At 71.2% G+C, this 22,139-nt stretch carries 21 protein-coding genes; 9 read left to right on the forward strand and 12 right to left on the reverse strand.

Annotation, left to right across the window (positions count from 1 at the left end; all coding sequences use genetic code 11):
• The first annotated feature begins 14 nt into the window (after window positions 1-14).
• The 4 genes from HNR10_RS15310 (at window position 15) to HNR10_RS15325 (ending at window position 4,893) form a co-directional block, all read left to right on the forward strand.
• Window positions 15-527: a PH domain-containing protein gene (locus HNR10_RS15310; RefSeq protein WP_179824209.1), complete on the forward strand. Its 513-nt coding sequence runs from the start codon at window positions 15-17 to the stop codon at window positions 525-527.
• 324 nt (window positions 528-851) lie between these two features.
• Complete coding sequence (locus HNR10_RS15315) at window positions 852-1,079, forward strand: hypothetical protein (protein WP_179824212.1); 228 nt, start codon at window positions 852-854, stop codon at window positions 1,077-1,079.
• Between the two features lie 625 nt (window positions 1,080-1,704).
• Window positions 1,705-3,429 carry an ABC-F family ATP-binding cassette domain-containing protein gene (locus HNR10_RS15320; RefSeq protein WP_179824214.1) on the forward strand — a complete coding sequence of 575 codons (1,725 nt, stop codon included), beginning with the start codon at window positions 1,705-1,707 and terminating at the stop codon, window positions 3,427-3,429.
• A 441-nt stretch (window positions 3,430-3,870) separates the two neighbouring features.
• Complete coding sequence (locus HNR10_RS15325; RefSeq protein ID WP_179829759.1) at window positions 3,871-4,893, forward strand: NADP-dependent oxidoreductase; 1,023 nt, start codon at window positions 3,871-3,873, stop codon at window positions 4,891-4,893.
• Window positions 4,894-4,965: 72 nt separating this feature from the next.
• Here the strand turns inward: HNR10_RS15325 and HNR10_RS15330 are convergent, their stop codons facing one another.
• The 4 genes from HNR10_RS15330 to dnaB all read right to left on the reverse strand — a co-directional run bounded on the left by HNR10_RS15330 (window position 4,966) and on the right by dnaB (window position 7,905).
• Window positions 4,966-5,421, reverse strand: coding sequence for a pyridoxamine 5'-phosphate oxidase family protein (locus HNR10_RS15330; protein WP_179824216.1), 456 nt, complete (start codon window positions 5,419-5,421; stop codon window positions 4,966-4,968).
• 61 nt (window positions 5,422-5,482) lie between these two features.
• Window positions 5,483-5,947: a helix-turn-helix transcriptional regulator gene (locus tag HNR10_RS15335; protein ID WP_179824218.1), complete on the reverse strand. Its 465-nt coding sequence runs from the start codon at window positions 5,945-5,947 to the stop codon at window positions 5,483-5,485.
• 64 nt (window positions 5,948-6,011) lie between these two features.
• The gene (locus tag HNR10_RS15340; RefSeq protein ID WP_179824220.1) at window positions 6,012-6,422 is read right to left on the reverse strand and encodes a VOC family protein; all 411 of its coding nucleotides are present in this window, start codon (window positions 6,420-6,422) and stop codon (window positions 6,012-6,014) included.
• A gap of 130 nt (window positions 6,423-6,552) precedes the next feature.
• Complete coding sequence (dnaB, locus tag HNR10_RS15345; RefSeq protein WP_179824222.1) at window positions 6,553-7,905, reverse strand: replicative DNA helicase; 1,353 nt, start codon at window positions 7,903-7,905, stop codon at window positions 6,553-6,555.
• Window positions 7,906-8,251: 346 nt separating this feature from the next.
• Here dnaB and HNR10_RS15350 point away from each other — a divergent pair, with 346 nt between their 5' ends.
• On the forward strand, window positions 8,252-9,601 hold the full coding sequence (locus HNR10_RS15350) for an MATE family efflux transporter (protein ID WP_179824224.1): 1,350 nt from the start codon (window positions 8,252-8,254) through the stop codon (window positions 9,599-9,601).
• A 79-nt stretch (window positions 9,602-9,680) separates the two neighbouring features.
• On the opposite strand, the gene HNR10_RS15355 is transcribed toward HNR10_RS15350, so the two are convergent.
• From HNR10_RS15355 to HNR10_RS15380, 6 genes are all read right to left on the reverse strand, one after another.
• Window positions 9,681-10,508: a peptidoglycan recognition protein family protein gene (locus tag HNR10_RS15355; protein ID WP_246406247.1), complete on the reverse strand. Its 828-nt coding sequence runs from the start codon at window positions 10,506-10,508 to the stop codon at window positions 9,681-9,683.
• 284 nt (window positions 10,509-10,792) lie between these two features.
• A complete protein-coding gene (rplI, locus tag HNR10_RS15360) occupies window positions 10,793-11,239 on the reverse strand; it encodes a 50S ribosomal protein L9 (protein ID WP_179824226.1) in 447 nt (148 codons plus the stop codon).
• A 27-nt stretch (window positions 11,240-11,266) separates the two neighbouring features.
• Window positions 11,267-11,503, reverse strand: a complete 237-nt coding sequence (rpsR, locus tag HNR10_RS15365) for a 30S ribosomal protein S18 (protein WP_053619887.1) — start codon at window positions 11,501-11,503, stop codon at window positions 11,267-11,269.
• A 113-nt stretch (window positions 11,504-11,616) separates the two neighbouring features.
• On the reverse strand, window positions 11,617-12,210 hold the full coding sequence (locus HNR10_RS15370; protein WP_053619888.1) for a single-stranded DNA-binding protein: 594 nt from the start codon (window positions 12,208-12,210) through the stop codon (window positions 11,617-11,619).
• A gap of 143 nt (window positions 12,211-12,353) precedes the next feature.
• Complete coding sequence (rpsF, locus tag HNR10_RS15375; RefSeq protein ID WP_053619889.1) at window positions 12,354-12,644, reverse strand: 30S ribosomal protein S6; 291 nt, start codon at window positions 12,642-12,644, stop codon at window positions 12,354-12,356.
• Window positions 12,645-12,904: 260 nt separating this feature from the next.
• The gene (locus HNR10_RS15380) at window positions 12,905-15,898 is read right to left on the reverse strand and encodes a transglycosylase domain-containing protein (RefSeq protein ID WP_179824228.1); all 2,994 of its coding nucleotides are present in this window, start codon (window positions 15,896-15,898) and stop codon (window positions 12,905-12,907) included.
• Between the two features lie 847 nt (window positions 15,899-16,745).
• Between HNR10_RS15380 and HNR10_RS15385 the strand changes: the two genes are divergently transcribed.
• A complete protein-coding gene (locus HNR10_RS15385; protein ID WP_179824230.1) occupies window positions 16,746-17,822 on the forward strand; it encodes an inositol-3-phosphate synthase in 1,077 nt (358 codons plus the stop codon).
• A 73-nt stretch (window positions 17,823-17,895) separates the two neighbouring features.
• Entirely contained in the window at window positions 17,896-19,254 is a 1,359-nt protein-coding gene (locus HNR10_RS15390) for an MFS transporter (RefSeq protein ID WP_179824232.1), read from the forward strand.
• 14 nt (window positions 19,255-19,268) lie between these two features.
• Here HNR10_RS15390 and HNR10_RS15395 read toward each other — a convergent pair whose 3' ends face one another.
• Both HNR10_RS15395 and HNR10_RS15400 read right to left on the reverse strand, forming a co-directional pair.
• Window positions 19,269-19,787 carry a GNAT family N-acetyltransferase gene (locus HNR10_RS15395; RefSeq protein ID WP_179824234.1) on the reverse strand — a complete coding sequence of 173 codons (519 nt, stop codon included), beginning with the start codon at window positions 19,785-19,787 and terminating at the stop codon, window positions 19,269-19,271.
• A gap of 4 nt (window positions 19,788-19,791) precedes the next feature.
• Window positions 19,792-20,262, reverse strand: coding sequence for an Lrp/AsnC family transcriptional regulator (locus HNR10_RS15400; RefSeq protein ID WP_179824236.1), 471 nt, complete (start codon window positions 20,260-20,262; stop codon window positions 19,792-19,794).
• 93 nt (window positions 20,263-20,355) lie between these two features.
• Between HNR10_RS15400 and HNR10_RS15405 the strand changes: the two genes are divergently transcribed.
• Both HNR10_RS15405 and HNR10_RS15410 read left to right on the forward strand, forming a co-directional pair.
• Window positions 20,356-20,829, forward strand: coding sequence for a rhodanese-like domain-containing protein (locus HNR10_RS15405; protein WP_179824238.1), 474 nt, complete (start codon window positions 20,356-20,358; stop codon window positions 20,827-20,829).
• A 116-nt stretch (window positions 20,830-20,945) separates the two neighbouring features.
• Entirely contained in the window at window positions 20,946-21,668 is a 723-nt protein-coding gene (locus HNR10_RS15410) for a class I SAM-dependent methyltransferase (protein WP_179824240.1), read from the forward strand.
• Window positions 21,669-22,139: the final 471 nt, after the last annotated feature.

The following is a 22,139-nucleotide window of genomic DNA, read 5'->3' on the forward strand; positions in this document are numbered from 1 at the left end:
GTTGGTCCGCTGCCATGCGGCTCGTCGCGTCGAGCAACAGCGCTCCAGCGTCCGTCAACCGCTACCTCCTGCCCCATGAGCAGGACGTGGTGACCATCCGTCGGCACCCGGCCGTTCTGATCGGCCCGGTGGGCGCGGTGCTCGGGGCGCTGATCTTCGCCGGGATCCTGAGCAACCTGCCGTTCGCGTCCGACAGCACGGCGACACTGGCCATCATCTGGTGGCTGTGGCTGCTCGTGCTGGTGTGGTTCGTGTGGCGCGTGGCCGAGTGGTCCGTGGACTACTTCGTCATCACGTCGGCCCGCCTGCTGCTGACCACGGGGCTCATCACCCGGCAGGTCAACATGATGCCGCTGGGCAAGGTCACGGACATGCGCTTCGAGCGGACACTGCTGGGACGGTTCCTCGGCTACGGGACCTTCGTGATGGAGTCCGCCGGCCAGGACCAGGCGCTGAGCAGGATCGCCTTCATCCCGTACCCGGAGCAGCTCTACCTCGAGGTCGTGGGGCTCATCTTCAAGGAGTAGCCGCCCGCACCGAGTTCGACGAGGAGCATCCGCCGTCCCGGCGGGTGCTCCTCGCTGTCCGGGCTGTCCGGGCCGGCCGCGCCGCCCGTGTTCGGCGTTCGTTCACCTTCCGTTCACCTAACTCACAGGCCATGCTTCCCTGACCGCGACGCGATGTGACCGAGCCCTCCCGGACAGGCGCCTCCACCGCCGTGAACTGCGACGACACGAATCCGCTCCCGGCGGAGCCGCTACGCCGGGCCCGCGCCGGAGAGAAGTCGGATTGACTTGAAGGTGAACATAGGGTTAACTCAGGTCATCTGATACGGAAACGAGGAGGTTCCCATGGCACGCAGCAGCAATGCGCCACACCTCGCTCGCTCCACCAAGGCCGGTGGGCGCACCCGCCCCGAGGCCGAGACCCGGCGGCTCGCCGGACTGACGACCACCCCGGTCCACGTCCCGCAGCCCCGCGACAGTGCCGACACCACGCGTTCGGGCCACCCGATCATGCACTGGGTCATGGTCACCGACGACAACGGCCGCACGCACCCCGAGGCGCGCTGGTTGTAACCGCGACGGACGCGGCGGAGGCGGCGGCCTCCGCGCCACGGACCCACGGTCCGTCGGCGCGGCGCAGGAGCCGCCCCCGCGACCGGAGAGCCGCCAGGCTTCGGCCATCGAGCGAGTGAAGGGCCGCCCCCGAGGGGCGGCCCTTCGTGTTTCCCGCACCCGCCACCGCCCTCCGGGATCACCCCGACAGCGGCGCCGGGACGCCGCCCGCACCGCCCGCCACCCGGTCGACGTCCACGTGTCGACAAATCGGCATGTCCGTGAATCGGGTTATAGACGTCCGCAACCGGACCACAGACCGTGTTGTGAGGGTGACTCCTGTCTCACTCCCGTGCGCTTGCCCATTGACCAGACGAGACGTATCGTCTTGCTCATGAGGCTGTACTTCTTCCTGTAGAACCGCGCCGGACGCCCGTGTTCCGAGCACCGCGAAGCCGCTGACCTGCGGCGCCGCACCGCTCCACCGGTGTCCCCACCTTCCGCGGTCGCGCCGGGCAGCCTCCACGTTCCCTTCCGACATGATCACCGCCCTCCTGGGCGCGTTCCTGTCCGAAACCTCGTGCCGCAGGCCCTCGTCCGCCGATCCGCGCCCCCACGGACCGCACGACAGAGAGGACGCCCTTCCATGACCACCGGACTTCGCTCCCGCTCCCGCTCCCAGATCGCCCTCACCGACGTGGCCAAGCGCTACGGGGACCACCTCGTCCTGGACCGGCTCACCCTGACCATCGCCCCCGGAGAACGGGTCGGCGTCATCGGGGACAACGGCTCGGGCAAGAGCACGCTGCTGCGCCTGCTCGCCGGACAGGAGCGCCCCGACAACGGTGACGTCGTCGTGCGGGCGCCCGGGGGTGTCGGCCACCTGCCCCAGACCCTCGACACCGTTCCCGGCGGGATCCTCGCGGGCACGGTCCAGGACGCCGTCGACACCGCCCTGGCCGACCAGCGCGAGTTGGAACGGCGCCTGCGCCGGGCCGAGGCCGGCCTCGGCACCGCCACCCGCGAGGAGCTGGACGCCTACGGCGACCTGCTCGCCGAGTTCGAGGCCCGCGGCGGCTACGACGCCGACGCCCGCGTGGACGCCGGGCTGCACGGCCTGGGGCTGCCCGGCCTCGACCGGTGCCGCCCGCTGCGCACCCTGTCCGGCGGCGAGCGCTCGCGCCTGGCACTGGCCGGGGTCCTGGCCGCCGCACCCGAGCTCCTGCTGCTGGACGAGCCCACCAACGACCTGGACGACCAGGCGGTGGCCTGGTTGGAGGAGCGTCTCAGGTCGCACCACGGCACGGTCGTCGCGGTCACGCACGATCGCGCCTTCCTGGCCGGAGTGACCGACACCGTGCTGGAGGTCGACCACGTCGCACACGGGGTCAACAGGTACGGCAACGGCTACGACGGCTTCCTCGCGGCCAAGGCGGCGGCCCGGTCGCGCTGGATCCGGGAGTACGAGGAGTGGAGGCTCGACACCGCCCGCCAGCGGCGCCTGGTCGAGAACAACGCCCAGCGCCTGGACGGCATCCCCCGCCGGATGGCCAAGGCCGCCTTCGGACATGGCGGATTCCGGCTGCGCGGCGCCGACCACGGGGCCCGGAGCCGGATCCGCGTCGCGAAGGAGCGGTTGCGGCGGCTGACCGGGGACCCCGTGCCACCGCCGCCGGTCCCCCTGCGGATGACCGCCGAGTTCTCCTCGGGGCCGACGCCGTCAGCGGAACCGGGCGTCGCCGGTGCGCCCGTTCCGGGAGCGCCGGGCGGATCCGGTGCGCCGCCCGCCGCCGTCCTCGACCGGGTCCGGGTCGGCCACCGGCTGGACGTCGAGGCCCTGACCGTGGCCGCCGGCGAGCGCGTCCTGGTCACCGGCCCCAACGGCGCGGGCAAGACGACCCTGCTCAGGGTGCTGGCCGGGGAACTGGCGCCTGACTCGGGCTCCGTGTCGGTACCCGCCCGGGTCGGCCACCTGCGCCAGGACGACACCGCGCCGCCGCCGGGGCGCACGGTCCTGGCCGCCTACGCCGAGGGACGCGCCGAAACCCCCGAGGAGCTGCGGGAGGAGTTGGCGTCGCTCGGACTGTTCCGGCCCGCGGAGCTGGACCGGCCGGTCGCCGCGCTCTCGGTCGGCCGGCGGCGGCGGATCGAGGTGGCCCGGCTGACCGCGGGGATCCACGACCTCCTACTGCTGGACGAGCCGACCAACCACCTCTCCCCCGGCCTGGTGGAGGAGTTGGAGGAGGCGCTGTCCCGCTACACGGGCGCGCTGGTGATCGTGACGCACGACCGGAGGGCCCGCGAGCGCTTCTCCGGCCGGCGCGTGGAGCTGCGGGAGGGAGCGATCGTCGGCGACTCTGACGCGCGGTGATGTCGAGGTAGCTCTTTGTCGACAAATCGGCTTGGCCATAAACCGATTAAGCGCCTGACCGATATAGGGGGTGTGCCGCGGCGCGGTACGCCCCCTCACCAGCAGACGTATCCGCGCGAACCCCGACAGCATAAGCTGTTCGGCATGCTCAGCGGTACGGCGTCCACCCACGTGGTCCGGCTCGTCCGCGACGCCGCGCTCGCGGCCGGCGTCCCCGCCCCGCTGCTCGCCGAACTCCCCGGCGCCGACGACGCCTCCCTCGCCGAGGACCGCCACCGCGTTCCCCTGGCGACCCTCGTCAGGATCTGGGACCTGCTCGCCCACACCCTGCCCCCGGGCGTGCCGGGACCTGGGACGCCGAGCGCCCCGTCCCTAGATTCGAGGACACGGAGAACAACCGGACCGGGCGGCACCGCCGCCCCCTCGAAGAAGGCGCTCGCCATGACCACCACCGCCCAGCCCACGACCACCACCCGCGAGATCCGCCTGGCCGCCCGCCCCGTGGGCACCCCGGGCCCCGAGCACTTCACCCTGGCCACCGCGGAGCTGCCCCCGTTGGCCGAAGGACAGGTCCTGGTCCGCAACACGTGGATGTCGGTCGACCCGTACATGCGGGGCCGCATGGACGACGCCCCGTCCTACATCCCCCCGTTCGAGCTCGGCGCGCCACCGGAGGGCGGCGCGATCGGCGAGGTGGTCGCCTCCCGCTCCCCGGACGTCCAGGTCGGCGCGACCGTCTCCCACTTCCTGGGCTGGCGAGAGCACGCGGTCCTGGACGCCGCGCACGCCACGGTGGTGGACACCGCCGACGTCCCCGCGACGGCCTACCTCGGCCCGCTCGGCACCACGGGGCTCACCGCCTACCTGGCGCTCACCGAGATCGCCCCCGTCCGCGAGGGCGACACCGTCTACGTCTCCGCCGCCGCGGGCGCCGTGGGCAGTGTGGCCGGGCAGATCGCGCGCCGCCTCGGCGCGGGCCGCGTGATCGGATCGGCCGGCGGACCGGCCAAGACCGCGCTGCTGCTGTCGGAGTTCGGCTACGACGCCGCGATCGACCACCGGCAGGGCGACCTCCCCGGCCAGTTGGGCAAGGCCGCGCCGGAGGGGCTCGACGTCTACCTCGACAGCGTGGGCGGGGACCACCTGGACGCCGCCCTGGAGGCCATGCGGCCCCGCGGTCGGGTGGCCCTGGTGGGCGCGATCAGCGGCTACAACGCGACCGCGCCGGTGCCCGGACCCGACCTGTACCGGGCCGCGACCAAGGAGCTGACGCTGCGCGGGATGATCGTCAGCCACTACCTGGACCGCTTCCCCGAGTTCGTCGGGACCGCGATCCCGTGGATCCTGGACGGGTCGCTCCGCACGCGGGAGACCGTGTACGAGGGTCTGGAACAGGCGCCCGAAGCCTTCCTGGGCGTGCTGGGCGGGGCCAACACCGGCAAGATGCTCGTCCGCCTCGGCTGACGCCGGTGCCGGGAGGACCGGGGGCGTGGCGCGCGACGGGACGCCCCCGCCCGGCGGGCGGGCCGGCGCCGGTCAGTCGAGCCAGCGGCCCTCGCGCATGAGGTCGCGTCCCCGCAGCTCGTTCTCCTCGCGCCAGGCCTGCACGCGCCGCGGCCGGATCAGGAAGTACTGGTACGGCTGGTCGAGCGTGCGGGGATCGAACCCGGTCCGGTCCGCGAAGGCGTCGCCCCGTTCCGGACCGAGGTCGCCGGTGTCCACCGGCTCCGCGGTGCCGTCGACGACGACCACGTCGCGCGTCGGCCCGAGGGAGAGCCGGACCCGGCCGTCCGCCAGGAGGTTGCGCGCGGTGACCGAGGCGCGCGACGTGGCGACCAGGAACGCGGTCCCGTCCCAGAGGTAGGACAGCGGGACCAGGTGGGCGCCGTCCCGCGCGTTCGAGGTCGCCAGCCAGAGGTCGATGTCGCCCTCCAGCCTCGCCCGGGTGTCGCGCAGGCGCTCCTGGCGCCCACGCGGGGGTGCGACGGTCATCCGTCCTCCAGTCGTCGGGCCCTCGGCGGGCCGCTTCGTCGGTTCCGCACGGCCGCGGCCGTCACGCCGGTTGCGGCACGGCGACCGGCGCCGCGTGGCTCCTGACGGGCCTGGTGACCTGTTTGGCCACGCAGGAGGGCATGCCCTCGGTGGCGCGCTCGGCCTGGCGGCGGTAGACGCTGGGCGGCACGCCCACGAGCTCGGTGAAGCGGGTGCTGAACGTGCCCAGCGACGAGCAGCCGACCTCGAAGCAGACCTCGGTGACGCTCAGGCCGCCCCGGCGCAGCAGGGCCATCGCCCGCTCGATCCGCCGCGTCATCAGGTAGGAGTACGGCGACTCCCCGTAGGCCTGCCGGAACCGGCGACTCAGGTGCCCCGCCGACATGTTCACGCCCCGGGCGAGCGCCTCCACGTCCAGGGGAAGCGCGTACTCCCGGTCGATCCGGTCACGCACACGACGCAGCCGGGCGAGATCGCTCAGGCGGTGGGCGTCCGCACGCGCGCGGTCCCACGAGGGATGACACATGGGGGGTCTCCTGTCGTCGCCGTCCACGGGCACCAGGACGGATGAGGGGTGGGAACGCGCCCGTTCAGCGCACTTCCTGGATGCGGACCAGGTTGCCCGCCGGGTCGCGGAAGGCGCAGTCGCGCACACCGTAGGGCTGCTCGGTCGGCTCCTGGACGACCTCGGTGTCGCCGGCCTGCACCCTCTCGAAGGTGCCGTCGAGGTCCCGGGTGGCCAGCAGGATCCAGCCGTAGGTGCCCTTGGCCATCATCTCCGAGATGGTGCGGCGCTCGTCCTCGGTGATCCCGGGGTCGGCGGCCGGCGGCGCGAGGAGGATCGACGTGCCGGGCTGGTCGGCGGGACCGACCGTGATCCACCGCATCCGGCCCTGCCCGACGTCGCTGCGCACCTCGAAGCCGAGGACGTCCCGGTAGAAGGCGACGGAGGCCTCCGGGTCGTCGTGCGGCAGGAAGGTCGTGTGAATGGTGATGTCCATGACTGCGACCCTAGACCGCACGCCCGTCCGGCGCTTCTCGATTCCTGACCGGTGCGCGCGCGTGTCGTGGGCGACCGGCACGGCCGGGCACCTCGCCCGGCCGAACGCCGCGTCCACCCGGGCGCGTTGTCTACCCGGGCGCCATGTCGACGAAGCGGCTGTAGTGGCCCTGGAACGCCACGGTGACGTCCGCCGTGGGCCCGTTGCGGTGCTTGGCCACGATGATGTCGGCCTCGCCCGCGCGCGGCGACTCCTTGTCGTGCACGTCCTCGCGGTAGAGCAGGATGACCATGTCCGCGTCCTGCTCGATGCTGCCGGACTCACGGAGGTCGGACACCTGCGGGCGCTTGTCCGTGCGCTGCTCGGGACCACGGTTGAGCTGGGACAGGGCCACGACCGGTACCTCCAGCTCCTTGGCCAGGAGCTTGAGCGAACGCGACATCTCCGAGACCTCCTGCTGGCGGCTCTCCACCCGGCCGGGCGAACTCATCAGCTGGAGGTAGTCGACGATGACCAGTTTGAGGTCGTGCTGCTGCTTGAGGCGGCGGCACTTGGCGCGGATCTCCATCATCGACATGTTGGGCGAGTCGTCGATGAACAGCGGCGCGCTGGCGACCTCGCCCATCCGTCTGGCCAGGCGGGCCCAGTCCTCGTCGGTCATCAGCCCCGAGCGCATGGTGTGCAGCGGCACCCGCGCCTCCGCCGAGAGCAGGCGCATGACGATCTCGTTGCGCCCCATCTCCAGGCTGAAGAAGACCGAGGTCATCTCGTTCTTGATCGACGCCGCCCGCGCGAAGTCCAGGGCCAGCGTCGACTTGCCCACGGCCGGCCGGGCCGCGATGATGACCATCTGGCCGGGGTGGAGGCCGTTGGTCAGGGCGTCGAAGTCGGCGAAGCCGGTGGGGACACCGGTGAGGGTGCCGTCGTGGGCGCCGATCGCCTCGATCTCGTCGAGGGCGCCGGGCATGATGTCGCCGAGGACGACGTAGTCCTCGCCGGTGCGCTTCTCCGCGACCTTGTAGATCTCGGCCTGGGCGTGGTCGACGAGGTCGTCCACCTCGCCGTCGCCCGCGTAGCCGATCTGCGCGATGCGGGTGCCGACCTCGACCAGGCGGCGCAGGACCGCGCGGTCGGAGACGATCTTGGCGTAGTAGCCCGCGTTGGCCGCGGTGGGGATCGCCTCGGTGAGGGTGTGCAGGTAGGGCGCACCGCCGACCCTGGCGGCCTCGCCGCGCTTGGTCAGCTCGGCGTTGACGGAGATGGCGTCGACGGGCTCGCCGCGGGAGAAGAGGTCGACGACGCTGTCGTAGATGATCTGGTGCGCGGGGCGGTAGAAGTCCGCGGAGCGGATGATCTCGACGACCTGGGTGATGGCGTCCTTGGACAGCAGCATGCCGCCCAGGACGCTCTGCTCGGCCTGGATGTCGTGGGGAGGGGTGCGCTCGTATCCGCCTTCTTCAGGTGGTTCCCCGGCGACACTCACGAACTCTCCCCACGCAGGCCCTGCCGCGGTCCGGGAACGGACCGCCCCCTCCAGGATGCCCCATGGCGGGCGCCGCGGAGGCCGCCGACAGGAGTCTGTGGACGCTCCTGTACCACCATGTCCGCTGCCCCGTAGGGACTTGCGCGGACTGGTTGTGCACATCACCTGTGGATAACTTTCCGAGACTCCCCCGACATAGCACTTGACCTGGGGAAATACCCTTCGTGAACACGTCGTGCAAGATGTCTCACAGCGGGAGTTTCCACAGGTTATCCACAGGCTTCGGCGGGGGTGTGGACAACTCCACATCCGGCCTCGAACGCCTGTCCGGTAATGTGGCCGGGTCATGCTCGGACTCCTTCCCGCCGCGCCCTTCCGGCACCGCCACGACCGCGAGATCCTCGCCCTCGCGATCCCCACGTTCTTCGCGCTCGTCAGCGAACCCCTGTTCCTGCTGACCGACGCGGCCGTGGTCGGAACGCTGGGCACGCGGGCGCTGGCCGGTCTGGGCGTGGCCGGCCAGGTACTGCTGACCTTCGTCGCGGTGTGCGTGTTCCTCGCCTACGGCACGACGGCCGCCGTCGCCCGCCGGTTCGGCGCGGGCGACACCGCCGGCGGTGTGCGCGACGGCGTGGACGGGCTCTGGTTGGCGGTCCTGCTCGGCCTGGCGGCCATCGCCGCCGGCTGGCCGCTGGGCCCCACGCTCGTCGACCTCCTGGGCGCGTCGCCCGAGGTGGCGCCCTACGCCGTGACCTACCTGCGGGTCAGTCTGCTGAGCACCCCGTTCCTGCTCATCGTCATGGCGGGCACCGGCGTGCTGCGCGGGCTCCAGGACGCCCGTACCCCGCTCGTGGTCGCGGTGGCCACCTACGCCGGCAACGCCGCGCTGTGCGCGGTGTTCGTCCTGGTCCTGGACTGGGGCATCGCCGGGTCGGCCTGGGCGACCGTCATCGCCCAGGGCGCGGGCGCGGTCTGGTACGTGGCGACGATCGGCCGCACCGCCCGACGCGAGGGGGTCTCCCTCCTGCCCAGCGCGGCCGGGTTGCGCGCCTCCGCCTCGGCGGGCTTCGCGCTGTTCCTGCGCAGTGTCTCGATGCGCGTGGTGGCGCTGGCGACCACGGCCGTCGCGGCGCGGCTGGGCGACGAGGCGATCGCCGCCCACCAGGTCTCGTACAACATCTGGGCCCTGCTGGTCTTCGCCATGGACGCCATCGCGATCGCCGGGCAGTCGATCATCGGCCGCTATCTGGGGGCGGGCGACATCCGGGGGACGCGCGACGCCACCCGGCGGATGGTGGAGTGGGGCGTGCTGTCGGGGCTGCTGTTCACGGTCCTGGTGTTCCTGGTGCTGCCCTGGGCGCCGATCCCGTTCACCGACGATCCACAGGTGCGGGCCCTCATCATGGCCACACTGGTCGTGGTCGCCCTGCTCCAGCCCCTGAGCGGCGTCACCATGGTTCTGGACGGCGTCCTGATGGGCGCCGGCGACCAGCGCTACCTCGCGTGGGCGTCCCTGTGGACGATGCTGGCCTTCCTGCCGTGCGCACTGCTGGTGCCCGTGTTCACCGGGAGCACCCTGTGGGGCCTGGTCGGGCTGTGGATCGCCTTCGCGGTGTGGATCCTGGCGCGCGCCCTCACCCTGGGCCTGCGCGCCCGCGGCACCGCCTGGCTGGTCACCGGCGCCCGGCGGCCCTGAGCACGGGGGCCGCGCGTCGCGGGAACGGACACGGGCACGGAGGCCGCCGGGCGGGCGGCGGCCCCGTGCCGTGTTCCTCCTACAGGGAGACGTCCAGATCGCCGATCGCCGGGCCGTGGAAGAAGGTCTCCATGCGCTCCGACGACGGAACCGGCGGGTAGCTGGGCAGCTCCTCCAGCGTGAGTTCGGTACCCGCGACCTTGCTCAGGTGGCTCAGCTGCTCGCGCACGGAGCTCTTCACGTCCCGCCGCAGCTTCGGGAGCATCGAGTACAGCTTGTCGCCCGGGCAGCTGGTCGAGTTGTAGTCGCGGTGCCCGACGATCGCGTCCTCGGGGTCCAGGCGGTAGACGAGGCACAGCCAGGCGCACGTCTCCACGAGCGAGGACATCAGCGCGGTCGGCGGGGTCGTGGAGGTGTAGGTGCCCTCGTTCTCGATCCCGATGGTGTGCGAGTTGTGGTTGGCCACGTGCGCGCCGATCACGTGCCGCCCGTCGCGGATCGCGCGGAGCGTCTGGTCGCGGCCCTCCATGATGTGCCCGCCGCGGCTGATGGTGAGCTGCTGGCCGGTGTCGTTCCAGCCGTTGTTGTCCATGTGGTGCCGTTGGATGGCTCTGGAGAGGGCGGCGGCGTGCGACTTGGACATGTCGGACACGTTGCCGGTCGCGGTGTGGTGCACGACGATGTGCGTCGGCCCCTGGTCCAGCACCTGCACGCGTTGCCTGGGTGGGCGCGCCTTCCAGTCCGACCGTGTGTAGACCTTGGGTATCCCCGCGGCGGACGCCGGCCCCGCGGCGCCCATCCCCACCAGTCCCCCGAGGATCACACCCCCGGAGACGAGCACGGAACCGCGCAGCATGGTCCTGCGGTCCAGGGGGCGAGCCGGTTGCGAATGGTTCTCTGCGGCCATGGCGTTGTCTTCCTCCTGAGTCCGGGCACCACGACAAAGGTGCTACTCAGAGAAAACAATAGGTTACAAAGAGTAATCAAAGGACCGCATTCGCCACCCTGGCGTGTCAGAATCCCGCCGGAAACGCCAGGAGAGAACAGGAGCCGGAGGCTCTCCGTTGAGGGTGGAAGCCCTCACCCTCCGCGTAGCGCCCGTGGGGCGTTGGCGGGTGACGGGTGACGGGTGGGAAAGCACGGAGCCCCGCCTCTGTGCAGAGACGGGGCTCCCGACGGGCCGGATCCTGGTCAGGAACCGACGACGTCCAGATTGATCGTCGCGGAGACCTCGGGGTGCAGGCGGACCTGGACCTTGTAGGCACCGACGGACTTGATCGGGTTCTTGATCTCGATCCGGCGCTTGTCCAGCTCGGGACCACCGACGGCCTTGACGGCCTCGGCGACGTCCGCGGGCGTGACAGAACCGAACAGACGACCGCCCTCGCCCGCGCGCTGCTTGAGGCGCACGGTGAGCGAACCGACCCGGCCGGCGACCTGCTTGGCCTCGTCCAGGCTGCGGATGTCACGCGCGGAACGCGCGCGCTGGATCAGGTCGATCTGCTTCTGTCCGCCACGCGTCCACCGAATGGCGAACCCGCGGGGCAGCAGGTAGTTGCGACCGTAACCGTTCTTCACCTCGACGACATCGCCGGGGGCTCCGAGACCGTTGACCTCGTGGGTCAAAATCAGCTTCACGACTAAAACCTCCCTCGGATATCGCCGTTAGCGAGTGGTGCTGGTGTAGGGCAGCAGGGCCACCTCACGCGCGTTCTTGATCGCCGTGGCGACGTCGCGCTGGTGCTGCGTGCAGTTTCCCGTCACGCGGCGGGCGCGGATCTTGCCGCGCTCGGAGATGAACTTGCGGAGAAGCGTGGTGTCCTTGTAGTCGATGTAGGACTGCTTCTCCTGGCAGAAGAGGCAAACCTTCTTCTTGGGCTTGCGCGCTGCCGGCTTCGCCATCGTGGTGCTCCTTCGCAAGAGCCCCGGGGTCCTCCCGGGGATGGTCGGTGACATGTGGACAGTGACGCGGCGCTCAACGAACGCCGGGTCGGGTCAAACGCGGGGTGGGACCGCTAGAACGGGGGCTCGTCGGAGAATCCTCCGCCGCCGCCACCGAATCCGCCGCCGCCACCGCCGTTGGTCGCCCAGGGGTCGTCGGCCGGCGCGCCACCGCGGCCGCCGCCCTGACCACCCTGCTGGCCGCCGAATCCGCCGCCCTGGTTCCCGTAGCCGCCGCCCTGGGGCTGGCCGCCACCGAAACCGCCGCCGCCTCCCCCGCCGAAGCCGCCTCCGCCGCCCGGACGCTGCGTCTTGGTCACCTTGGCGGTGGCGCTGCGCAGGGCCGGGCCGACCTCGTCGACGTCGATCTCGTAGACGGTCCGCTTCTCGCCCTCACGCGTCTCGTACGAGCGCTGCTTGAGGCGGCCCTGCACGATGACGCGCATGCCGCGCTGCAGGCTCTCGGCCACGTTCTCCGCGTACTGCCGCCAGACGGTGCAGGTGAGGAACATGGACTCGCCGTCCTTCCACTCCCCCGACGCCTTGTCGAAGTTGCGGGGCGTCGAGGCCACACGGAAGTTGGCGACCGCGGCTCCACTGGGCGTGAAGCGCAGTTCAGGGTCGTCGACGAGGTTGCCGACGAGCGTGATCTGGGTTTCGCCTGCCATGGGTCGGCTCCGGTTCGAGATAGTCGGTTCAGGCGGATTCGCCTGTTCCCCTGATCATCCGTCCCGGTGACGACAGTTTCGTCATCGTGCGGGATGCTCCGGGGCAGGGGGTGCGGCGCGAGCGCCGCCGAAAGAGGCGAGCTCTAGTGGACCTCGGGGCGGAGCACCTTGGTCCGGAGCACGGCCTCGGCGATCCCGAGCTGGCGGTCCAGCTCCTTGACCGTGGCCGGCTCGGCCGACAGGTCGATGACCGCGTAGATGCCCTCGGAGTTCTTGTCGATGTCGTAGGCGAGACGACGCTTGCCCCAGATGTCGACCTTCTCCACCGAGCCGCCGTCGTTGCGGACGACACCCAGGAAGTTCTCCAGCGACGGGGCGACGGTGCGCTCGTCGAGGTTGGGGTCGAGGATGACCATGATTTCGTAACGACGCATAGGCGTACGTTCCTCCTCTGGACTGTCGCGGCCATGGAATCTCCATGGCAGGAGGGCAGGAGCCCGCGGCCTGTCGCCACCCTTGGTGGTGGGACGCCGCACGGGCTCTGAGCCATACAGCTGCCAAGAATACCAGCGGGCGGGGACCACCGGGGCTGCCTGTGGACACTCCGCCCTCCCCCACTCCGCCCTCCCCCGCACACGCCACGGGGGCCGGTGCGCGTGGTCGCGCACCGGCCCCCGTCGTTCAGCGAAGCGGATCAGTCCTCTTCGCGCCCCAGGGTCGTCCGTTGACTGTTCTGGGCGGCGGTGCCGTTCTGGCCGTCCTCATCACCTTCGGCGGGAGGGGACTCGTCCGGGCACTGCCAGGGGAACGTGCAGTCCGGTTCGTCACCGCCGGTGCCGTCGTCACCGTCTCCGGTGCCGTCGTCCTGACAGGTCGGATCGAACTCATCGCACACCGGGTCGGTCGGCTCGTCGGAGGCGTCGGCGCAGTCACCGTTGCCGTTGCCGTTCCCGTTGCCATTGCCGTTCCCGTTGCCCGGCGGGCACTCGTCGGTGGGCGACTCGGAGGGCTCCTCGACCGGTTCCTCGCTCGGCTCCTCGGAGGGAGACTCGCTGGGACTCGGCGAGGGCGCGAAGTTCAGGTCCTCGCCGACGTAGGCCGGGGGCGGGAAGTCCTGCACCTCCTTGCCCTCCATGGCGATGTCCATGAACTCCTTCCACACGAGGGCCGCCGTACCGCCACCGTAGACCGCGTTGTTGCCTACGCCCTCGAACTCCAGGCCCTCGCGGGACTTTCTGCTCAGCCCCACCGCCGTGGACAACTGTGGCGTGTACCCGACGAACCACGCGGAGAGCGCGCCGCTGGACGTACCGGTCTTACCGGCCACCGGACGACCGTCGTCGAGACGTGCCTTGTCCCCTCCCCCGGCCTCGACCACCTGGCGCATGGCAAAGGTCGCGTCGGCGGCGACGTCGGCGGTGAGCACCCGATCACCGCTCTCCAGCAGGTCGGCGTCGTCCGGCGGCACCACGGTGCCGTTCGCCGTGCGGAGCTCGGTGATCATGTGCGCGGGGATGTGCACGCCCTCGTTGGCGAAGGTGGCGTATCCGCTGGCCTGGTCGAGCGTGCTCACCTCATGGGTGCCCAGCGCGATGAGCGGCCCCCGCTCCGAGGTGGTGACCTGCTCCGGGTCCACGCCCATGGCCACGGCCGTGTCGTCGATGCTCTGCAGGCTCTCGACCCGCGTCGCCAGGTCGACGTAGCTCGTGTTGATGGAGTGGGCGGTGGACTCGATGAGGTCGGTGGGGACGTGGTCCTCCCCGTCCGCGTTGTTCACGGGCTGCGCCAGCCCGGGGAACTCCCGCGGCGTGCTGCCGTCGAGCTGGGTCTTCAGCCCGATGTCCTGTGACAGCGCGGTCGCCAGCACGTAGGGCTTGTAGGACGATCCCGCCTGCGCCCGGTGGAGCAGTGAGTTGTCCGTGTCCGTCACCACGTCGTCGCCACCGTGGAAGGCGACGATTCTTCCGGTGTTCGGCTCGACGGCGGTCAGGCCCTCCATCAGGTCGTCGCCGTTGGCGGGCGGGAGGACGTCGAAGGCCCTGGCCGCGGCGTCCATCAGAGCGGGGTCCAACGAGGTCTGGACCTGGTAGCCCTTGGTGGCGATCTCCTGTTCGGTGATCCCCGCCTCGCTGTAGCGCTCGGCGATCTCCATCATCACGGCCTGGCGGACGTAGCCGTACTTGGCGCTGTTCTCCTCTTCTTCCTCGGCCTCCTCGGCCTCCTCGCTGCCCGGCGGGACGTAGGGAATCCGCTCGGGCACCTCCAGCGCCTCGGCCTGCTCACGCGGGAGACCGTGGTCCTGGTCCTCCTCGTACATCTCGGCCAGGTGGTTCTGGACGTAGTCCCAGCGCTCCCCGTACAGGTACCTGGAGGCGTAGGAGTCCTCACCCGGCTGGACCGTCTCGAAGTTGCTGGGCTGCTGGATGATGATGCCGAGGAAGGCACCCTGCTCCGCGTTCAGCTCGCCCACGCTCTTGCCGAAGTAGGCCTGGGCGGCCATCTCGATGCCCGACGCGCCGCGACCGAAGTAGATCGTGTTCAGGTAGTTCTCGAGGATCTGCTCCGGCGGGAGCTGCTGGTCCAGCTTGATCGCGATGAAGATCTCCTTGACCTTCCGCGTGATCGTCTGCTCCGAGCTGAGGTCGCTGTAGTAGTTGCGCGCCATCTGCTGGGTGATGGTCGAGCCGCCGCCCCGGGTGCCGCCGAAGACGACGCCGCGCAGGGTGCCCATGATGTTGATGCCCGGGTCGGTGTAGAAGGTGGGCTGCTCCGCGGCCAGCACACCGTCGATGACCTCCGGCGGAATGTCCTCGAAGTTCACCTTGATCCGCTGGACCTCGCCTGTGGTGACGGCGACCTCGCCCTCGCCGCCCTCCTCCTCGGGGGCCCACCTGATCTGGGTGGCGGACATGTCCTGTTCCGCCGCCGCCGTCAGTTCCTCCTCGTTCGGGGCCATCGCGTAGAGGATCGCGAAGGCGGCCACGCCGCCGATGATCATCAGGCCGCACACCACGAGGGCGGGCTTCCACACCTTGGACAGGAAGCGCTTGATCCAGGGGCGGTCGTCCGGCTCCTCCTGGTGCGAACGGCGGCGTCCACCACCACCGCCACCGCGACCGCCCGCGCCCCGGCCGCCACGGGCGGGGCCGCGACGGCCCTCCGCACGGGCGGCGTGCTCGCGGTCGCGGGGGTCACGGGGTCCACGCTGGCCGTCGGCGCGTCGGCGTCCGCCGGCGCGCGGGTCACCGTCGGGGCGGCGGCGCTGTCCGTCGCCCCTCCTCCCGGGCTCGCCCTCGGGACGGCGGCGCGGACGCCCGCCCTCCATGGCGGCTCCGGCCGCGGCTCCGCCGGCCGCGCCACCGGCGGCGTCGGGACGCCGGCGCCGGGGACGGTCTCCGTCCTCCGGCTGGCGACGGCGCTGACCGCCCTCGGGTCGGCGGGGGCGCTCCCCCTCGGCCCGGCGGCGACCGCCACGCCCCTCCTCCGGCGCGCCGCCCGAGGGCGAGCGCCTGCGCCGGGGAGGCTCAGGGGAGTCGCCCCAGAAGCCGTCGTCGGATTCGGGCCGTCGGCGCCCGCCCGAAGGCGGGCCGTCGGCACGTCGCCTGCCGCCCTGGCCGCGCGGACCGTCGCCCGGGCCCTCGGCCCGGCGACGGCCGCCATCGGCACTCCGTCGTCGTTCGGTACTCACGTGGTCCTCGATTGCCTCTCACGGCCGGTCGGCCTGACGATTCCTTGGTGGAAACGGGGGATGGTCCCCCTGGGGGATCGGTGATCCGCGACCTGTCCGCGGGTGTCCGGCGGGATGCGGACCAGGGGCCGCCACCACCATGCGCCCTTCAAGGCTTGGTAGATGGACGCCTTGGTGCCGCCGAAGGTTTTCACACAGGTCGCGGGACGAAAGCCGCTACATCCTCCTGGTCGTTGGCCTGCGGGAGCGCTGCCCTGGTCGGTGCTCTCGGCCGACGTCGACGACACCGCGGCGGTGGTGTCGTCCGGGCTCTACCGGCTACGCGCGCAAATCAAAGGTCACGTTAGAGCGATGGAACGGTATAGCACAACCCACGCGCGAGGGTATCGCGTGCAATCGGACACTCGGTCACCCCGCATCCGGAACCGCCCGAATTGCCGGTTCGGGGCGGTGGGGCTGGTCGGAGGCGGTGACATGGTCGAACCACCCGGTGCCCGACCCGGGACGTCGCCGCAGGACAGGGCGCCGCACTGAGACTTTGTGCTCAGTCCGTCGTCCGTGCCCGCCCGTGACCGGTGCCGCGGGTCGTGGGAAGGACCGGTGTCCGCGCGTGGGCGATGCCGGGCCGCCGGCCAGCGAAGATAGAGTCAGATCTGAACAAACCAGCCAGACATGCACGTTCCCACCCGTAGTCGACGGCCGTATCGGGGGAACAGAACCGCCGCGTGCGCTGCTGACCACATACGGGAAACGAACGCGGGATGACAGGCCCCCGACAGCCGTCGGCGCGGGCCCGCCGTCGTGCGTCGTGGAATCCATGTTCGCGGAGAAGAAGGAGCAAGGACCAATGGGTTCGGTACGTGTAGCCGTCGTGGGCGTCGGCAACTGTGCGGCGTCGCTCGTCCAAGGCGTGCATTACTACAAGGACGCCAACCCCGAGTCCCGGGTACCTGGCCTGATGCACGTGCAGTTCGGGCCTTACCACGTGCGCGACATCGAGTTCGTGGCCGCCTTCGACGTGGACGCCAAGAAGGTCGGACACGACCTGGCCGACGCCATCACGGCGAGCGAGAACAACACGATCAAGATCACCGACGTGCCCCCGACCGGCGTCAGCGTGATGCGCGGGCCGACCTACGACGGGCTCGGCAAGTACTACCGGGAGATGATCGAGGAGTCCGCCGAGGACGCCGTCGACGTCGTGGCCGCCCTCAAGGCCACCAAGGCCGACGTCCTCGTCTCCTACCTCCCCGTGGGGTCGGAGGAGGCGGGCAAGTTCTACGCCCAGTGCGCGATCGACGCGGGCGTGGCCTACGTCAACGCCCTGCCGGTGTTCATCGCCTCCGACCCCGAGTGGGCGGAGAAGTTCACCAAGGCGGGCGTGCCGATCATCGGCGACGACATCAAGTCGCAGATCGGCGCGACCATCACTCACCGGGTGCTGTCGAAGCTCTTCGAGGACCGCGGCGTCATCGTCGACCGGACCTACCAGCTCAACTTCGGCGGCAACATGGACTTCAAGAACATGTTGGAGCGCGAGCGCCTGGAGTCCAAGAAGGTCTCCAAGACGCAGTCCGTGACCTCGCAGATCCCGCACGAGCTCAAGGCCGGCTCGGTGCACATCGGCCCGTCGGACCACGTGCCGTGGCTCGACGACCGCAAGTGGGCCTACATCCGTCTGGAGGGCCGTGCGTTCGGCGACGTTCCGCTGAACCTGGAGTACAAGCTGGAGGTGTGGGACTCCCCCAACTCCGCCGGCATCATCATCGACGCCGTCCGCGCCGCGAAGATCGCCAAGGACCGCGGTCTCGGCGGCCCGATCCTGGAGCCGTCCTCCTACTTCATGAAGTCCCCGCCCGTGCAGTACAGCGACGCCGAGGCGCACGACGCCGTCGAGAGCTTCATCGCGGGCGACCAGGGCTGAGGTCGCCGTGCCCGGGGCCGCACGGCCCCGGGCAGGCCGTCGTGGGCCGGGCGGCAGGCCGTACTCTGAGGGCGTGTCCTTCTACGGTGATCTGCGCGTGGTCCTCCGGGGGTCCAGGTTCCGCCGGCTGTTCGGCACCCGCCTGGTCTCGCAGTTCTCCGACGGCGTCTACCAGGCCGGTCTGGCCGGATTCGTCTTCTTCAACCCCGAGCAGCACACGAGCGCCGGCGCCGTCGCGGCGGCCTTCGCGGTGCTGCTCCTGCCGTTCTCGGTGGTGGCGCCCTTCGCCGGGGTCCTGATCGACCGGTGGCCGCGCCGCCAGGTGCTGCTGCTGTCCTCCCTCGTCAAGGCCGTCCTCGCGGTGGTGAGCGCGCTGGTGGTGTCCGGGGGCGAGGGCCCGGCCTTCCTCGTCGCCGCCCTGCTGGTACTGAGCGTCAACCGCTTCTTCCTGTCGGGACTGTCGGCCGGACTGCCGTACGTGGTCTCCCGCGACAAGCTGATGATGGCCAACGCGGTCACCCCGACCTGCGGGACGGTGGCCAGCTCGCTGGGCACCGGCGCGGGCCTGGCCGTCGGCATGGTCGCCGGCGCGACGGCCCTCGGCACGGGTCTGGTCCTGTTCGCCGCCGCGGTCGGCTTCACCGGTGCCGCGCTGGTCTCCCTGACGCTCGGCCGCCGGGAGCTGGGGCCGCACCTCGAACGCGAGCCCGAGGAGGTGCGCGCCGCCGTCCACAGCGCCGTCCTCGGCATGGTCGCCGGGGTGCGGCACATCTGGGCCCGGCCCGCCGCCCGGGACGCGCTGGCCACGATCGGCGGACACCGTGTGCTGTTCGGTGTCTCCACCCTGCTCACGCTGCTGCTGTACAACAACACGTTCACCGGGGGCGGGGTGGCCGGGCTCGCCGGCTTCTCCGTCGCGGCCGGGCTGCTCGCGATCGGGTTCTTCCTCGGCGCGGTGGCGACCCCGTGGGCGACCGCGCGCATGGCGCCCGGCACGTGGATCGCCCTCCAGCTGGCGGCGGCGGCCGTGGCACTGGTGGTCTTCGGACTGCCGTTCTCACCGGCGCTGTTCCCGGTCGCCGCGTTCGTGCTGGGCTTCGTCTCCCAGGGTGTGAAGGTCACGGTCGACACGTTGGTTCAGCGACATGTCGACGACGCCTTCCGGGGCCGGGTGTTCTCCGTCTACGACGTCCTGTTCAACGCCACGTTCGTCCTGGGGGCCGCTCTGGCGGCGGCGCTGGTGCCGCCGTCCGGCGTGAGCGCGGCCGTGGTCGGCGCCATGGCGCTCGCCTTCCTCCTCCTCAGCACCGCGTGGACCGTGCGCGGCCTCCGTCGGGACCCGGTACCGGCACGGTCGGCGGCGGAGAGCACGCTCGGGGCCGAGGCCGCCGTCCGGGAGGGGACCCCGTTCCCGCCGCATCGGCCCCGTTGACGTTCGCGGCCGGATCAGTCGGCGGTCTCCCGGTACACGCGCAGGCCGCGCGCCCGGTAGTTGGCGAGCGCGTGCTCGCCGTCGAGGGTGCAGGTGTGCACCCACACGCGGCGGGTGGGCTCGCGGTCCGGCCACCGCTCGGCCAGGTCCCAGGCGCGGCACAGCGTCCGTGTGAGCATGTGCCCGCCCAGTCCCCTGCCGAGGAAGCCGGGCATGAGGCCGAAGTAGGCGATCTCCACGTCGCCCTCGGGCTGCGCGTCGAGTTCGGCGAAGCCCGCGGGGGTGCCGTGCTCGTACAGGACCCAGGTCTCGCTTCCGGGCCGCTCCACCCACGCACGCCACCGCTCGCGCGACCACGCGAGCCGGTCGGTCCACTGCCAGTCCCGGCCGACGCTCTCGTAGAGGAAGCGGCTGAAGTCGGGGCTGGGGACGCCGCACCGGACGAAGCTCACGTCCCGTGCGGCCTGGGGCTCGCGCGCCGGGACCAGGTCCGACGGCGCGGTCGACTCCAGGTACCAGGTGGTGGTCGTCATCCGGTCAGTGTGCCGTACCCGACGTGAGCGCCTCCGTCGGGGGCCTGCCGTCGAGCGGGCTGGAGTAGACGACGTTGGTGGTGACCGGCCCCAGGGTGGCCGCCCGGCCCACCACCGCCTCCAGGTGGCGCATGTCGCGGGCGAGCACCTTGAGCAGGAAGCAGTCCTCACCGGTGACGTGATGGGCCTCGGTGATCTCCGGCGTGGTCGCCAGGAGGTCGTGGAAGGGCTTGTAGTGACCAGTGGGGTAGGCGAGCCGGACGAAGGCGAGCACGGTGAACCCGAGCCGTTCCGGGGACACGGAGGCGGAGTAGCCGGTGATCACGCCCTCCTCCTCCAGGCGACGCACCCGCTCGGTCACCGCGCTGGGCGACATGGCGACCCTGCGGGCGAGTTCGGCGTAGCTCGCCCGTCCGTCGTCCTGGAGGGCACGAAGGAGGCGCAGGTCGGTCTCGTCGAGGGATTCGGCGGTCATATTACAGATATACCGCTGATTCACCGGCCCTACCCACCCGACCCCGTGGAACTCCCCTGTCCACTGCGGCTCGCCCTCCGTAGATTGGTCGACATGACGACACAGACCCTCGGCCCCGCCGTCCGCGTCCCCGCCCCGTCCCCCGCCGAGGCCGCGGCGCACTTCGCGGCCCGCCTGTCCCTGTACACCGACGTCTCCGACGTCCACGCGTCGATGGCGCTGGACGAGCCCGGCTTCGTCCTGGTCGACACCCGCGACGCCCGCGCGTGGGAGCAGGGCCGGGTGCCGGGCGCGGTGCACCTGCCGCACGCGAGGATCGCCGAGGAGGCACCCGGCCTGGTCGACCCGGCGCTGACCGTGGTGACCTACTGCTGGGGCCCCGGCTGCGACGGGGCGGCGCGCGGCGCCCTGGCCTTCGCCCGGCTGGGCTACCGCGTCAAGGAGATGGTGGGCGGCATGGAGTACTGGGTGCGGGAGGGGCTCGCCGTCCAGACCGCCACCGGTGTGGCCCGAGGTCCGGTCGACCCGCTCGTCGGGCCGGTCGGCGCGCCCGGCTGTGCCTGCTGACCCACCACACGGCGACAGGTCGACACATCGACGCGGAGCACCTTCCTTACGTGATCACATGATCACCTGCTGTAGTGTCCCCGGCAGGACTCGTCGTCTTGCAGGGAAGGTGCACCATGACCGTCGGTTTCGGACTGGGGAACCCGTCCAGCGCGTTCGGCCCGCGCGGGGTGTCCAAGCGCGTCGGGGCCGTCGCCCAGCAGTTGCCGCCCTACGGCGACCGGCTCCTGGACGTCGGCTGCGGCGCGGGCCTGCACACGGCCGAACTGGCGTCGGGCTACGTGCGGGTCGACGCCATCGATGTGGAGCCCGAACGACTCTCCGCGTTCGCCGACCGCATCGCCGGCACCGACCTCGCCGACCGGATCGGCCTGCACAAGATGAACGCGGACAGCCTGGCCTTCGACGCGAACACCTTCGACCGGGTGACCGCCTTCGAGGTTCTGGAGCACCTCGACGACCTGGAGGGGAGCCTGCGCGAAATCCACCGCGTGCTCAAGCCCGGCGGCGCGTTCTCCTTCACCACGCCCAACCGCTGGTTCCCCTTCGAGACGCACGGCGTCCTGTGGGGCACCCGGCGCCGCTCGGCGCTCACCGCCCCCTTCCTGCCGTGGGTGCGTCCGCTGCACGACCGGATGTCGGACGCGCGCACCTTCACCACCCAGGAGCTGGGCCGGGCACTGCGCGGCACGGGCCTGAGCGTGCGCGCCATCGACTACCTGATGCCGCCCTTCGACCGCCGCGGCCGTGCCCTCCAGTCGGTCTCCGACACCCTGGAGGGCACACCGCTGCGCGTGTTCGGCATGGCGATGGCCGTGACGGCCGTCAAATGTAGGTGAGGGTTGGGTTGAGTTCGGGGCGCTTCACGCCGGGTCCTTCGTCGTCGCTACTGCCTGGCTCGCAAGCTCGCTGGCGGCAGAGACTCCTCCTGCAGGCACCGGCGCGCCCCTCACCCCTGTGCCTTCTTTGGGCCGCCGCTCGTTCCTCGCTTTGGCCCGGACAGACCCCCTGTGGTCCCCGCGAGCTGAACCGCGCACCTCTCACCCCCTGGTGTCGAGGTAGGCCGTTTTCGTGCGGCTTCAACCTCCCACGGGCACACCGAGCAGGGACGCCCCACGCCCACCCCCCGGAAGGCACCGAAGGCACATACACAGACCCCATGTGCCCCAGGCCCAGGGGGTCGACGCCGCACGACACGGCCTACCTCAACCCCAAGGGGTGACAGGTAGGCCATCGCGCATCGGATGCCACAAGGGGTTGAAGCAGCACGAAAACGGCCTACGTTCACCCGAGGGGGGTAAAGGTAGGCC

The organism is Nocardiopsis aegyptia, from assembly GCF_013410755.1.
GTDB lineage: Bacteria > Actinomycetota > Actinomycetes > Streptosporangiales > Streptosporangiaceae > Nocardiopsis > Nocardiopsis aegyptia.